The organism is Bacillus sp. GS3m_15504 (genome assembly GCF_055825275.1).
Genome location: NZ_JBVVNL010000001.1, coordinates 3,058,815 through 3,072,334, shown reverse-complemented (window position 1 = coordinate 3,072,334; position 13,520 = coordinate 3,058,815). Strand labels below are relative to the sequence as shown.

Genomic DNA, 13,520 nt, shown 5'->3' with positions numbered 1-13,520 from the left:
TATGCCTTCAAATATATGAGGGCATAGCTTTTTCGTTGTAATAATTATATTTTGTTTTGTACAAAGAAAAGAAACTAAATGTTATTTCTTTGTACCTTTACTTTTGTATGGCTTTGCAGCTTTCTTCTTTTTTGCACTTGATTGCCAACGGTTCCACCCTTTACTTCCTGTACCTTGTCCTACACCTTTTTTCGGTTTTGCTTTCGTTTTACTCATATAATCACTCCGTTATATAAAAATCTAATTTGATAATAGTCAATGATTTAGAAAATACTCTTTATAAATGACTATGTTTTCTTTAAGGAAAACAAACTGCTTGAATGCTATAGTATATCATGAATTTGCAAGTAAACTGAAAGGAATTACAAAGAAAATGAAAATAATACGAAATACTGCGGATTCTATATTTCGAACGATTACATTAATCGTCGTATATACGTTAGTTTCAGTTAGTGAGACGTTTTTTAGAATACCTAGGCAAAAGAAGTAAAGAAGGTATATTGGAAACAATCAATAAAGCCGTAAAATAAAGAATTGAAAAATATTTTAAAACTTTTTGTTGACTTTCTTTATTTTTTGTATAGAATAATCATTAATAAAATGTTTCAGAGATGTGACAACAAAACGACTATGAAAGGACGAGTAGTAGTAGGACGTAGTCTAAGCGAGTCAGGGGTGGTGTGAGCCTGATACGAAGCCTATTATGAAGAACCTCCTGGAGTTGCTAACCGAAATCCTTTACAGGAAAGTAGACTTAGCCGGGAACTTCGCCGTTACAAGAAGAACAGTATCGAGATATTTCATCTCCGTATTGTATAAGTGAGCAACCTCTGTTGCTAATTTGGGTGGTACCGCGGAACCAAAGCCTTTCGTCCCAGTTTTTTGGGAAAGAAGGGCTTTTTTTGTTGGCTTCTTTTCACAACATCCAAACATTTTAGGAGGAAACCACCATGTATCAATCATTAATGACAGTAAGAGAGACTCAAATCGCAATTAAGGAAGTTAAAACATTTTTCGAGGATCAATTAGCAAAACGACTTGAACTATTCCGTGTATCTGCACCATTATTCGTAACGAAAAAATCAGGATTAAACGATCATCTAAACGGTGTAGAACGTCCAATTGAATTTGATATGTTACACTCAGGAGAAGAATTAGAAATTGTGCACTCACTAGCGAAGTGGAAACGATTTGCACTCCATGAATATGGATATGAAGCTGGTGAAGGTTTGTATACAAACATGAACGCGATCCGTCGTGATGAAGAACTTGATGCAACACATTCTATTTACGTTGACCAATGGGATTGGGAAAAAATCGTTCAAAAAGAATGGCGTACTGTAGATTACTTACAAAAAACAGCACTAACAATTTATGGAATATTCAAAGATTTAGAAGACCACTTATTTGAAAAGTATCCGTTCCTTGGGAAGTATTTACCAGAAGAAATTGTATTCGTTACTTCTCAAGAACTAGAAGATAAATATCCAGAATTAACACCGAAAGATCGTGAACATGCAATTGCAAAAGAACACGGTGCAGTCTTCATTATCGGAATTGGTGATGCGCTTCGTTCAGGTGAAAAGCATGATGGACGCGCAGCTGATTATGATGATTGGAAATTAAACGGTGATATTTTATTCTGGCACCCAGTACTACAATCTTCATTCGAATTATCATCAATGGGAATTCGTGTTGATAGTAAATCACTTGATGAGCAGTTAACGAAAACAGGTGAAGACTTCAAACGTGAGTATGATTTCCATAAAGGGATTTTAGAAGATGTACTACCATTAACAATTGGTGGTGGTATCGGACAATCAAGAATGTGCATGTACTTCTTACGTAAAGCACATATTGGTGAAGTTCAATCTTCTGTATGGCCTGATGATTTACGTGAAGCTTGCAAGAAAGAAAACATTCATCTATTTTAATAGAAGAGAGAGAATAGCTTAAATATAGAGCTATTCTCTCTTTTTTTACTGTGTAAACGAATGGTTTACAGTGAGTTTTACTAATGGTTTCTTTCTTTTTTATCTCCCATTATGTCATAATTTGTTAAAGGAGGGGACGTTATGAGCTTAGGAGAACAGTTAAAAAAACTACGAGAGTCAAAGGGATTTTCACAAGAGGATGTTGCTAAAAAGATTGGTGTGACGAGGCAAGCGGTATATAAGTGGGAGAATGATAAAAGTTGCCCTGATATTGATAATTTAATTTTACTAAGCGAAATGTACAATGTTACGCTCGATGAGTTAATAAAAGGGAATCAAAACATTAAAGAAAAAATACATATTAATGAAGAAGATGAGGATTTTGAGAAAGAGAACGAGTTTGGTTTTTATATTGGATTTGGTTTGTTAATAATGAGTGCTTTCATTGATTATGAAGGAATTCAAAAGATGTTATTAGGAATTGCGTTATTCATGATGGTTTTTTATTTTGATATGAAAAAAGTTATTTTGAATGAATATCGATCTTTTTTTCGAGGAAGAGAGCCAAAAGATATATGTGATAAAAAATGAGAAGAGTCAGTTGTATTTCCTAGGAAAAGGTATAACAAGAAAGTAAATTGTTTTATAGTGATTTTAGGATGTTAATAGTATGTTAAAAAGCTCAAACAAGGATAACCCCGTTCTAAAGCTAGGACGGGGTTCAAAATCTAAGTTTTATTAAGTGTAAAGTTCTTTCAAATATTTTTACTTCAGTAAAGGCTTCTAATAAAACATTAATTATTTATTACCGAGTTCTTCCGCTAAACCGATTAAAATGCCTTCAGTTCCACGAATGTAGCAGAGACGGTAAGAGTTCTCGTATTGAACTACTTCGCCAACGAGCTGAGCACTATGCTTAGTAGTAAGCCTAGATACCATTTCGTCAATGTCTTCAACGGTGAACATGACGCGCAAATAACCGAGGGCGTTGACAGGAGCTTTCTGGTGATCTGCTATAGCAGGCGGGGTAAGAAATCGCGAAAGTTCAATGCGGCTATGGCCATCTGGTGTAACCATCATAGCAATCTCTACGCACTGAGAACCGAGTCCGGTTACGCGACCAGCCCATTCACCTTCGACAGTGGCGCGCCCTTCGAGTTTCAAACCAATCTCCTCGAAGAAAGATATTGCATGATCAAGGGATTCTACAACGATGCTGACATTATCCATTCTGAGTAATTTGTTGTTTGTCATTGTCTTTATCTCCTTATATGTAAAAGTGTATGATCTAACCATCTACATAATTATACTATTAAAAAGTTATAAACTCCTTCCAAACAAAAAATAGCTTGTCACAGTATAGGGAAATGTGACAAGCTATTTTTAATTGTGCTATATAGTATCTTGTTAACAAACAATACCGCGACTTCCCCGAAAAATATTTCTACGCTGTATGCTCTTAAAGGGCCCGATCGTTGTATAGAATGAAGTGTATTATTTAAATGATAAATACATTTCTTATTACTCTATATGCAAATAGCTTTCTATTTATATAGGAAGGAAGTAGATTCATATAATTTGTTTTAAGTTTTACTAGTAGAAATTAACTCATCTGCACTAAAGGCTCAATTTTCGCCATAAATGATTGATGCAGCGCCTCGACACCTGTTACTAAATGAAGGCGGTCAATAACGACAGACACTTTAATTTCTGATGTACTTACCATTTTAATATGAATATCTTCTTCTTTTAAAGTAGTGAACATATTCGCAGCGACACCTGGATTAGAGACCATACCAGATCCTACAATTGATACTTTTGCTAAATGATTTTCATATTCTACTGATTCATAGTGAAGTGCCTCTTGATTTTGTTCCAACACTTCTAACGTTTCTCTTAAATCATTAGAATGGATGGAGAAGGAGAGATGAACAGTTCCTTCATTTGTAATACTTTGAATGATGATGTCTACATTAATATGTGCCGCTGCTAATGTAGAGAAAACAGTTGAAAGCGATCCTTGTTCCAATCCTTTCACTGTGATGCGTGTAATATTATCTTCAAATGCAATACCTTTAACGATTGATTGTTGTTCCATGTTACATTCTCCTTTTACAATTGTTCCATTTTCTTGTTCCATACTTGAGCGAACTTCTAAAATGACATTATGATTTTTAGCAAACTCAACAGCACGCGGGTGTAATACACCAGCACCGAGATTTGCAAGTTCTAACATTTCGTCATAAGAAATTTCATCTAATTTATAAGCATCTTTTACAACTCGTGGATCCGTCGTATATACGCCGGTCACATCTGTGTAAATATCACATTTTTTTGCGTTCAGTGCCGCAGCTAATGCAACAGCAGTTGTATCAGAACCACCACGTCCAAGCGTTGTAATTTCAAGGTCTTCACTAACTCCTTGGAAACCAGCTACAATAACAATCGTGCCTTTAGTAAGGTAAGACTGAATTCGATCTGTATTAATTTCAGTAATCCGTGCACTACTATGTACAGATTCTGTCGTAATACCAGCTTGCCATCCTGTTAATGAAATTGCGTTATAACCTTTTGCTTGTAATGCCATCGTTAATAATGAAATAGTGACTTGCTCTCCTGTTGATAGAAGCATATCCATTTCGCGTTTACTCGGATTTTCTGTAATCGCGTTAGCAAGTGCTACAAGTTCGTCTGTACTTTTCCCCATTGCTGAAACGACAGAGACGATACTATGTCCTCGTTCATATTCTTCAATAATTAAATTTGCTACATGTTGAATGCGTTCAACGCTTCCGACAGAAGTGCCACCAAATTTTTGTACAATCGTTTCCATTACGAATTCCTTCTTTCATCCATTTTTAAGAATAGATTAGGACATATATAAATCCCAATATTCCTGTAGTTACCAGAGAAAAACAAAAAACACCATCTCAAATAAGTGAGGATGGTGCTGTTACAGGAAAAGGGAAACAGAAAACGGAGCTAATAAAAAAACCGCCAAAAAAGGAATACCATAAAAATGATATCTCTTTTTTGTAGATAGCTCTTCATACGTACATGTCTGTACATATGACAGTTCTGTTTCTATTCGAAAACAGCCCCAATCGATACATACAGAGAAATATATCGATTTCGGCAATACTTCCTTTCATCTAATTTCATGGACCTCTCTGTGTCTCCATTAGAATACTCATAAGTATCGCAACCTCTATCTCACGTTTTAGGCGAGAGTGTTTGATTTATGAAGTTGTTGGTAACATTTGTTTTATAATAATTTATATTTTTCGAGGAATCAAGTGTTTTATAATTTTTTTAAAAATTCTTTCTTTTATCTTAAAAGTTTGTGAAAAATATAGCAAAATAAATATATTACATGTACATTAAAATTATAGTGTATTGGAGGTGGAAGAATGAAGGGGAAAAAGCCTATTTATGTTTCGACAGAAATGAACACAACAATGGAGAAATTATGGGAATACACGCAAGAACCACATATACATACAGAATGGGATGCTCGCTTTACTGAAATTTCGTATGTAGAGAAACAAGAAGGAGAACCACAGAAATTTTTATATAAAACAAAGATCGGATTTGGGCTTGAAATAGCTGGAGAAGGTGAATCGATAGGTAAGATAAGAAAAGAAACGGGAGAACGTATTTCTTCTTTAAAATTTTGGACGGATAATACATTATCTCTTATTCAAATAGGGCGTGGTTATTGGAAGTATACACCTTGTAAAGAACATATTCATTTTGAGACGCAATATGATTATGATACGAGGTATGGTCGTATAGGGAATGTAATAGATTTCTATATGTTTCGGCCGTTATTAGGCTGGGCAACTGCTTGGAGTTTTGATGCTTTAAAATTATGGTTAGAAAAGGGGCTTCACCCTGGGTTGCTAATTAGAAGAACAATGACATATTGGCTCGTATGTTTTTTATTTGCATTTGTATGGATGTATCAAGGGATCTTCCCAAAAATAATTTTCAGTCATCCAGAAGAGATGAAGATGCTTTCTGCAATTATTGGTTCAACTGGAAATAGTATTGCGATTCTTAAAGTAATAGGGATGTTAGAAATTATTTTTGGTATCATATGGCTATTTCCAGTTCCAAAACAAAAATTATTTATACTACATATTTTTATGTTAATAGCTTTAACGATAGTGGCAGGATTTACGAATATCGTAAGCTTTACAGAGCCGTTTAATCCAATTACATTAAACGTTTTACTAATGGGGGTATCGATTGTCGGTTATATGAATAGTTTTGATTTACCAAGTGCAAAAAATTGCAAGAGGAAGAGAAAGGGATAATGTATGGCTAATATGTATGAAAGACTATTAGGGGATTCTTATAAAAAACTTCATCCAAAATTACAGAAACGCTATGAGATTACAGAAGAAAATAGCTTTACTGGAGAAGGAAAGATGGATGAAATTTACGGAGGTTCTTTTTTCGTAAAATTGATATTAACAATTGTATCGAAGTTTCGAATGTTTTTCCCTGAGCGGGGGAAGAAAGTGCCATTTACAATACATAATACCGCTGAGCGAGATGAACATGGAAATGAACTTGTGCGGTGGAATCGTACTTTTTACTTTCGTAATAAGAAAAGATATTTTAATGCGGTAATGAAATTCGATGAAAATGAAATTGTAGATTATTTTGGTGAACCACACATACTTGTTTCTACACTGAATTTTCATATTGATGAGATGGGGGCGATGCATATTTCTTCAAAGAAACAATGGTTTTACATGTTTAGAAGAAAAATCCCGTTACCTAGATTCTTATACGGAGAGGCCAACATTGTAGAAAGTTATGATGAAACAAAACAGTGCTTTCGAATTCATGTACAAGTACGCAATCCGTTAATTGGTTCATTATTTTCATATAGGGGAACATTTGTGGAGAGGAAATAAATGATATGAAAAATATAATAGTTGGGCTTGCTTGTTATATTATTTTTCTAATATGTGAGTGGTCAAATGTAAACCCAGTTGAAGCAATTATTTTATTATCTATTTTGTTATTTATACCGATGTCTTTTTATATTATTGATAAAAGAGCACGAAATGGATCGTATTTATTATTTTATAAATCCGTATCGTTTTTATATCCGATAGCAGCGATTTGTGCAATGTTAGCTTTCGTAACAAATCAATATATCTTTGCGATAATTTGGTTTGTATATACGGGGATCGTTGCGTTATTTGGTATAAATAGATTACTAGAAAGAGGATGGAAACCGTTAGAAGAGACAGCTATCGATAGTGCGTTTATTTATTTGTTTTTAGGTGGTTTTTGGTTTTTTGCTTCTGTAGCAAAACTCTCCATTATGCACTTTAGTTCTGACATCATTTTGCTTACCGCTGCACATTTTCATTACTCTGCATTTCTATTGCCATTATCAGCTGGTTTAATAGGGCGGAAGAGAGAAAAGAGCAGTAAAGTATATGATGCAATTATGTTTACTATAGCCATTTCACCGATGACAGTTGCGATAGGGATTACATACTCAAGGGTATTTGAATTTTTTGCAGTGTGCCTATATTTATGTGCGATTTATGGTTATAGCATTTACGTTTGGAAAGCGAAATTTAATGCTATCAGCGCAAAAATCCTTCTAATCATATCGTCTAGTACACTCATGGTAACAATTATGTTTTCACTTATATATTCGTACGGGAATTTGAAACATGTAATGACGATTACAATTGCTCAAATGGTTTGGATTCACGGTGTTGTTAATGGAATTGGAGTAGCGTTGCCGGCATTTGTCGGCTGGATGATTGAAAAGAGTGTTCCGAACTATAAATATTACGGGAAACCAATGAGCAGATTAAGAGGAAAGGCGGCAGTTGGTGAAGCATTTTTACATAACAAAAATTTAATAGATAGAAAGGAATGCAGAGGTTTAGTTGATAAAATGAATGATTATTATAGTGAAGCATTTGACGTGACGAAGATTCCTTTAAGTATTGTTCACTTTTATGAAAATACAAAAGAGTATGAGTTACAATCACATATTAAATGGACTCGCTGGTTCCGCCCGGTAGCATTTTGCTATGAGAAAATGAGTAAACGTGTAGGGCAAATACATTTAGGAATGGGCGGCAAGTGGGAAACGATGCACGGCTCTATCATCGGGGTAATAGATGAGAAGGATGGAAGAGAGAATGTAAGGGCTTGGCTAAGAAAAAATGAAGCAGAAGAATCTATTTTTGTAGCTCTTTACTCAAAACATACATATGAGAACGAAACATACATGAATATTGCATTACCTTTACCATATTCGAATATGACAGGGGTTTTGAAAGTATGTAATAAGAGTAAGGATTTAATCATTACTAGTAAGTTAAGAGAAAATGGTCAGGGAGATGAGGGTATTTATTTGCATACTCGTTTCTTTACAATACGTTTACCATTAGCAGAAACTTTTATTATTAAAGAGAACAAGGATCAAATATTAGTAGCAAAACATAGAATGTGGATATTCGGAGTTAAGTTTTTAGAAATTGATTATGAGATTAAGAAAATGGAGGAGAAGTAAGAAAAGCTTGGAGGGATTCCAAGCTTTTTTACGTATGGGTAAGGGTCATAGCAACTTGTTTATCTAAATCGCGATCCCAAACACGTTGAATTTCAAACGTACCTTTTTCAAAAAATAATGGGAATCTCTCTTTAAACCAATTTTGCATAGGAAGATTTAATACTGTATCCATTGGCACCCATAATAATTCGCCCTCTGGAGGATTCATAAGAAGTTCGCCTTCAAATGAGTCTGTCCAATAATTAAATACCATATATCGAACATTTTCTTTCGGATTTACGTATTCATCTAACCCCTTAAAGGTTAAATTTGAAACAAGTAATCCAGTTTCTTCTTTTACTTCTCGTTTAGCAGCTTGAACGATACTTTCTGGAAAATCCACTTTACCGCCAGGAGCGATGTAACCAGGGAAGCCAAGATGATTAGGGCGCTGTATTAACAATACTTCGTTTTTCCGCTGAATCATACACATTGTGTAAATGCGGTGTTCTATATCTTTCCAATTGTTACTCATACGAATCTCTCCCTTATAAAACCTTATAGTTTTTAACTATAGTTATATATGACAAAAAATACAATAATAATACAAAATTATACAAATTGCAATTGACTATTACTAATTTTCAGAACTATAATTAGTCTGTTATATAAATACATTGTACTTGAGAGGGGAATATATTCTATGAAAAATAGAATAATCGCAGCAGGAGTAATCGCAGCTAGTATATTATCTTATTCATCTAGTAGTTTCGCACAAACAAAAACGTTTCCAGATGTCCAAACAGGGCACTGGGCAGAAGATTCTATTAACTACTTAGCAGAAAAAGGCGCAGTTACAGGTAACGAGAAAGGAATGTTCGAGCCTGGAAAGGAAATCACTCGTGCAGAAGCAGCTACAATGATGGCTAAAATCTTAAACTTGCCAATCGATAAAAATGCTAAACCATCTTACGCTGATTCTCAAAAACATTGGGCTACTCCAATCATCGCAGCTGTAGAAAAAGCTGGTGTTGTTAAAGGTACAGGCAATGGATTTGAGCCAGACGGAAAAATCGACCGTGTGTCAATGGCATCTCTTCTTGTAGAAGCTTACAAATTAGAGTCTAAAGTAAACGGTACTCCAGCAACTAAATTCAAAGATTTAGAAACATTAAACTGGGGTAAAGAAAAAGCTAATATTTTAGTTGAATTGGGTATTTCTGTTGGTACCGGTGACAAATGGGAACCTAAGAAAATTCTAACTAAAGCAGAAGCAGCTCAATTTATTAAAAAGGCAGATTCGCTTAAAGTAGGTAATCCTTTAGTAGAAAAGGTAGTTATTATTGATCCTGGTCATGGAGGATTTGATCCAGGGAATCCAGGACAAGGTGTAGAGGAAAGTAAAATTGTATTTGATACATCTTTAAGATTACAGAAGTTGCTAGAAAAAAATACGCCTTTAAAAGCTTTGTTAACACGTGAAGAGAACGGAAATCCAGGAAGTAACAAAAATGAATCTCTTGCGAATCGAGTGAAATTTGGTCAAGAGAACAATGCAGATATATTTGTAAGCATTCATGCAAATTCTTCTGAAAAACATGATGGTCATGGAACGGAAACGTATTATTATAAAAAATCAAAGCGTGGAGAAGAGACACAGATTGAAAAGGATAGCGAAGTATTAGCGAAGAAAATTCAAAATAGAGTAGTAGAAGCACTACACACAAGAGATAGAAAGATAAAAGACGATCACTCACTTTATGTAGTAAATAATAATACAGTACCAGCAGTTTTAACAGAGCTTGCCTTTATTGATAATGATATAGATAATGGTAAATTAGCTACTGAATCAGGAAGACAAATTGCTGCTGAGGCAGTTTATGCTGGGATTTTAGATTATTATGAATGGAAAGGTTTTGATGTTTCCAAATATCGTTTAGCTAAATAACAATGTTGATTGCTAAGCCCATCGTCTACATAGAGGTGGGCATTTTGTAAGTTTATGTAATTTTATATCGGAATAAAAAGATATATCGTATTATGCTGATTATGAATAAAATAATGGTAGATTAGTTTATTTTTATCACGTATACTTTTACTGTTGACTATTTAAGAGTTTGTTAGTTTAATAGGGAAAATTATACGATAAAGGGAGGCAAGTTAACACGGGACAAGCATATACATAACGTGTTAAAAAATTTATGAAAAAAGTTATTTCTAATGTGTTAGCGGTGACAGTCGCACTTCAAGTAGTGATGGCTCCAGCAACTTCGTTTGCATCTACAAAAGAATTTCCAGACGTTCCGAAAAATCATTGGGCACTCGAAGCGATTAATGATTTAACGTCAAAAGGGGTTATTGCAGGTTACGATAATGGTAAATTTGGCTTTGGAGATGTTGTAACTCGTGAGCAAGTAGCAGCATTAATGTATCGCGCACTAAAACCAGAGGTGAAAAGCGATTATAAAAATCCATACTCTGATATTAGTGCAGGAACGACGATGTTCCCAGAAGAAATTTTAGCATTAACAGAGATGGGGATTTTTGTAGGTGATGGTAAAGGGACATTTAGACCAAAAGACTCGTTAACTCGTGCTGAGATGGCAGTAATTATACAGAATGCTTTTAAGTTTAAAATAAAGGCTCAACATACGTTTAATGATGTACCAAGCACGCATTGGGCAAATGATGCAGTTAGTGCATTAGAATCTAACGGCATTACAGCAGGTAATGGAGCAGGTGCATTTAATCCAACTAGTGTTTTAACACGTGAAGAATATGCACAATTTTTGTTTAATGCTATGGCATCGTATATCAATCTAGATATAACGTTACCATCTAATATAACAGCACAAGAGATTGATAATTTTATTGAAAAATGGCATCCTGATAGTCCTCTTATTGGAACGGGACAAGATTTTATTCAAGCGCAAAATGAGTATGGTGTGAGTGCACTGTATTTAGCTGCACATGCAATCTTAGAATCTGCCTATGGTAAATCAGAAATTGCATATCGTAAGCATAATTTATTTGGTCTAAGAGCGTATGATCGCGATCCATTTGCATATGCAAAATATTTACCGTCATATAAGCAAAGTATTTCGTACAATGCCGATTATGTAAGAAAGAACTATTTAGAAGAAGGTGCTAATCATTTCAATGGCTACACATTACCTGCTATGAATGAAAAGTATGCAACTGATAAAGAATGGGCTGGCAAAATCGCTAATATTATGGAGCGTATTAAACCGTTTAACAAAAAAGATTATCAAAATGTAAAACGATTACCGAAAAATCCTAACACATTAAATGTAGAGGCATTAGGTGAGGCGATTCCATATAAAAATTATGCAAAAGATGCAACAGCTACTGTTCAATTAGTAGGTTCTTACTATCAAGTACCATATCCATTTGGCTATACAATTAAAAGTGTACCAAATATTACGCAAAATGAAGTTGGGAAATTAGAAAATGGTAAGAAAGTAAATGTATATCGTGAAGATCCAAACGGCTGGGTAGAATTTTCATTTGAAAATGCTCAAGAAAAATATTGGACATTGAAGAAGAACTTAAAAATATAAATAAAAAAGGTGTTTTCACTTATGAAAACACCTTTTTTATTTATATTTAACATGTAATATTTTTAGATTCAGTATGAGTTTCTTTTTTATGTTTTTACCAATAATTAAACCGTTTCATATATAATTAAAAGTGTTGAAGATTGAATTTTCTGTTTTTGTTTTATTGTTAACTTAATTTGAAAAGAGGAGAGATATATGCAAGGAGAAATACCAACAGAGAAAAGTTTAAGTTATATCGGTAAATTGTTATTGCCGGTTAAAGCGTCACCACATTTTAAATTTTTATGGATCGGGCAATTGCTTTCGACTTTAGGCAGTTCGATAACGATGGTTATTTTGCCAGTCGTTGTATATTCATTGACTGGATCAACAGTTGTAATGGGAATGACTATGGCAATGTACATGCTTCCTAATATTCTTGCGTTACCGTTTGCTGGATTAGTCGTAGATCGAATGGATCGGGTGAAAGTAATGTTATTTACAGATATCATTCGCTGTATATTAATGCTATTACTTGCAACACTTATATTTATGGACGTATTAACAATTCCGCTTCTATATGTCCTCATAGCATTATATGGGCTTATGGAAGGCATATTTCAGCCAGCGTATGCGTCCGTAAGAGCGAAAGTATTTGTACCGGACATTCGAAATGCAGCCAATGCATTAACTCAAATGAGTAATCAAGGCATACGACTAATTGGACCGGCTCTTGGAGGCTTGATCGTTTCAGTTGCCTCTGCCGGAATAGGATTTGGACTGGATGCAGTAACGTATTTACTATCATTTTTCTGTTTACTATTTTTAAGAGAAATAAAGTTTAAAAAAGTAAAACCTATTGAAAAGAGAAAAGTTGATTACAAACAAGAGTTTATGGAAGGGGTTTTCGTTTTAAAAAGTCACCCGTGGCTATGGATTACAATTTTAGTTTTTTCTTTCATCAATATTTGTTATGCAGGAATTATCGTCGTATTAATTCCATGGCTATTTAATGTTCATCATCATTTTGAAGCATATGTGTATGGATTAGGAATGGCATCTTCTGGCGTTGGAGCTGTAATTGCCGCGCTAATATTTGGTGGGAGGGAGCGTTGGCATAAGCGAGGATTACTTGCCTATGGTGGTGTTTTAATAAGTGGTTGTGCACTTCTAATAATGCCGTTTATTGCTTGGGCACCTGCTTTAATCGCATTAATGGCAATTGAAGGGTTCGGTATGATGATATTTGGACTCATTTGGGAAACAAGTTTACAAGAGCTTGTGCCAGAAGAAGCCTTTGGGAGGGTAGCAAGCCTTGATATGTTAGGATCTTTTGCTTTATTACCAGTAGGATATGTAGTTGTTGGCTGGTTAGCAAATGTAATAGGTGGTGAGATAACGATAATTACACTAGCTATTTTAGTACTTATAACAATTGGACTAGCGTTGGCTGTACCGAGTATACGACGATTTAATTGAAGATATAAG

The 13,520-nt window shown here is 34.5% G+C and carries 13 protein-coding genes, 1 riboswitch and 1 other annotated feature; of the genes, 9 read left to right on the top strand and 4 right to left on the bottom strand.

Annotated features, from left to right (window positions below; genetic code table 11):
* Positions 1-81: 81 nt before the first annotated feature.
* Positions 82-216 (bottom strand): DUF3934 domain-containing protein, encoded by a 135-nt coding sequence (locus tag AC0L0O_RS16125; RefSeq protein WP_000047591.1) that lies wholly within the window; start codon positions 214-216, stop codon positions 82-84.
* A gap of 100 nt (positions 217-316) precedes the next feature.
* Between AC0L0O_RS16125 and AC0L0O_RS16120 the strand changes: the two genes are divergently transcribed.
* The 3 genes from AC0L0O_RS16120 (at position 317) to AC0L0O_RS16110 (ending at position 2,525) form a co-directional block, all read left to right on the top strand.
* The gene (locus tag AC0L0O_RS16120; RefSeq protein ID WP_001983127.1) at positions 317-490 is read left to right on the top strand and encodes a hypothetical protein; all 174 of its coding nucleotides are present in this window, start codon (positions 317-319) and stop codon (positions 488-490) included.
* Between the two features lie 131 nt (positions 491-621).
* Positions 622-880 (top strand) — a binding site (T-box leader).
* 70 nt (positions 881-950) lie between these two features.
* Positions 951-1,934: an aspartate--ammonia ligase gene (asnA, locus tag AC0L0O_RS16115; RefSeq protein ID WP_000284906.1), complete on the top strand. Its 984-nt coding sequence runs from the start codon at positions 951-953 to the stop codon at positions 1,932-1,934.
* A gap of 141 nt (positions 1,935-2,075) precedes the next feature.
* Positions 2,076-2,525 (top strand): helix-turn-helix domain-containing protein, encoded by a 450-nt coding sequence (locus AC0L0O_RS16110; RefSeq protein WP_000051972.1) that lies wholly within the window; start codon positions 2,076-2,078, stop codon positions 2,523-2,525.
* Between the two features lie 207 nt (positions 2,526-2,732).
* Here AC0L0O_RS16110 and AC0L0O_RS16105 read toward each other — a convergent pair whose 3' ends face one another.
* Entirely contained in the window at positions 2,733-3,188 is a 456-nt protein-coding gene (locus tag AC0L0O_RS16105; protein ID WP_038357127.1) for a VOC family protein, read from the bottom strand.
* 349 nt (positions 3,189-3,537) lie between these two features.
* Positions 3,538-4,767: an aspartate kinase gene (locus AC0L0O_RS16100; protein ID WP_071730380.1), complete on the bottom strand. Its 1,230-nt coding sequence runs from the start codon at positions 4,765-4,767 to the stop codon at positions 3,538-3,540.
* 199 nt (positions 4,768-4,966) lie between these two features.
* A riboswitch (Lysine riboswitch) is annotated at positions 4,967-5,153 on the bottom strand.
* 191 nt (positions 5,154-5,344) lie between these two features.
* On the opposite strand from AC0L0O_RS16100, the gene AC0L0O_RS16095 reads away from it, so the two are divergent.
* The 3 genes from AC0L0O_RS16095 to AC0L0O_RS16085 are packed head-to-tail and all read left to right on the top strand — an operon-like array spanning position 5,345 to position 8,493.
* Entirely contained in the window at positions 5,345-6,253 is a 909-nt protein-coding gene (locus AC0L0O_RS16095) for a DoxX-like family protein (RefSeq protein ID WP_473785876.1), read from the top strand.
* A gap of 3 nt (positions 6,254-6,256) precedes the next feature.
* The gene (locus AC0L0O_RS16090; RefSeq protein WP_000002639.1) at positions 6,257-6,862 is read left to right on the top strand and encodes a DUF4166 domain-containing protein; all 606 of its coding nucleotides are present in this window, start codon (positions 6,257-6,259) and stop codon (positions 6,860-6,862) included.
* 5 nt (positions 6,863-6,867) lie between these two features.
* Entirely contained in the window at positions 6,868-8,493 is a 1,626-nt protein-coding gene (locus AC0L0O_RS16085) for a YndJ family protein (protein ID WP_411501226.1), read from the top strand.
* Positions 8,494-8,521: 28 nt separating this feature from the next.
* Here AC0L0O_RS16085 and AC0L0O_RS16080 read toward each other — a convergent pair whose 3' ends face one another.
* Entirely contained in the window at positions 8,522-9,007 is a 486-nt protein-coding gene (locus AC0L0O_RS16080) for an 8-oxo-dGTP diphosphatase (RefSeq protein WP_098638405.1), read from the bottom strand.
* A gap of 168 nt (positions 9,008-9,175) precedes the next feature.
* Here AC0L0O_RS16080 and AC0L0O_RS16075 point away from each other — a divergent pair, with 168 nt between their 5' ends.
* From AC0L0O_RS16075 to AC0L0O_RS16065, 3 genes are all read left to right on the top strand, one after another.
* The gene (locus tag AC0L0O_RS16075) at positions 9,176-10,420 is read left to right on the top strand and encodes an N-acetylmuramoyl-L-alanine amidase (protein ID WP_000797234.1); all 1,245 of its coding nucleotides are present in this window, start codon (positions 9,176-9,178) and stop codon (positions 10,418-10,420) included.
* 253 nt (positions 10,421-10,673) lie between these two features.
* On the top strand, positions 10,674-12,053 hold the full coding sequence (locus AC0L0O_RS16070) for an S-layer homology domain-containing protein (RefSeq protein ID WP_075395577.1): 1,380 nt from the start codon (positions 10,674-10,676) through the stop codon (positions 12,051-12,053).
* A 195-nt stretch (positions 12,054-12,248) separates the two neighbouring features.
* The gene (locus AC0L0O_RS16065; RefSeq protein ID WP_001161151.1) at positions 12,249-13,511 is read left to right on the top strand and encodes an MFS transporter; all 1,263 of its coding nucleotides are present in this window, start codon (positions 12,249-12,251) and stop codon (positions 13,509-13,511) included.
* Positions 13,512-13,520: the final 9 nt, after the last annotated feature.

Bases quoted from the DNA above. Each gene is read 5' to 3' on its own strand.
- AC0L0O_RS16125 (WP_000047591.1), bottom strand. From the start codon at position 216: ATGAGTAAAACGAAAGCAAAACCGAAAAAAGGTGTAGGACAAGGTACA.
- asnA (WP_000284906.1), top strand. From the start codon at position 951: ATGTATCAATCATTAATGACAGTAAGAGAGACTCAAATCGCAATTAAG.
- AC0L0O_RS16110 (WP_000051972.1), top strand. From the start codon at position 2,076: ATGAGCTTAGGAGAACAGTTAAAAAAACTACGAGAGTCAAAGGGATTT.
- AC0L0O_RS16105 (WP_038357127.1), bottom strand. From the start codon at position 3,188: ATGACAAACAACAAATTACTCAGAATGGATAATGTCAGCATCGTTGTA.
- AC0L0O_RS16100 (WP_071730380.1), bottom strand. From the start codon at position 4,767: ATGGAAACGATTGTACAAAAATTTGGTGGCACTTCTGTCGGAAGCGTT.
- AC0L0O_RS16095 (WP_473785876.1), top strand. From the start codon at position 5,345: ATGAAGGGGAAAAAGCCTATTTATGTTTCGACAGAAATGAACACAACA.
- AC0L0O_RS16090 (WP_000002639.1), top strand. From the start codon at position 6,257: ATGGCTAATATGTATGAAAGACTATTAGGGGATTCTTATAAAAAACTT.
- AC0L0O_RS16085 (WP_411501226.1), top strand. From the start codon at position 6,868: ATGAAAAATATAATAGTTGGGCTTGCTTGTTATATTATTTTTCTAATA.
- AC0L0O_RS16080 (WP_098638405.1), bottom strand. From the start codon at position 9,007: ATGAGTAACAATTGGAAAGATATAGAACACCGCATTTACACAATGTGT.
- AC0L0O_RS16075 (WP_000797234.1), top strand. From the start codon at position 9,176: ATGAAAAATAGAATAATCGCAGCAGGAGTAATCGCAGCTAGTATATTA.
- AC0L0O_RS16070 (WP_075395577.1), top strand. From the start codon at position 10,674: ATGAAAAAAGTTATTTCTAATGTGTTAGCGGTGACAGTCGCACTTCAA.
- AC0L0O_RS16065 (WP_001161151.1), top strand. From the start codon at position 12,249: ATGCAAGGAGAAATACCAACAGAGAAAAGTTTAAGTTATATCGGTAAA.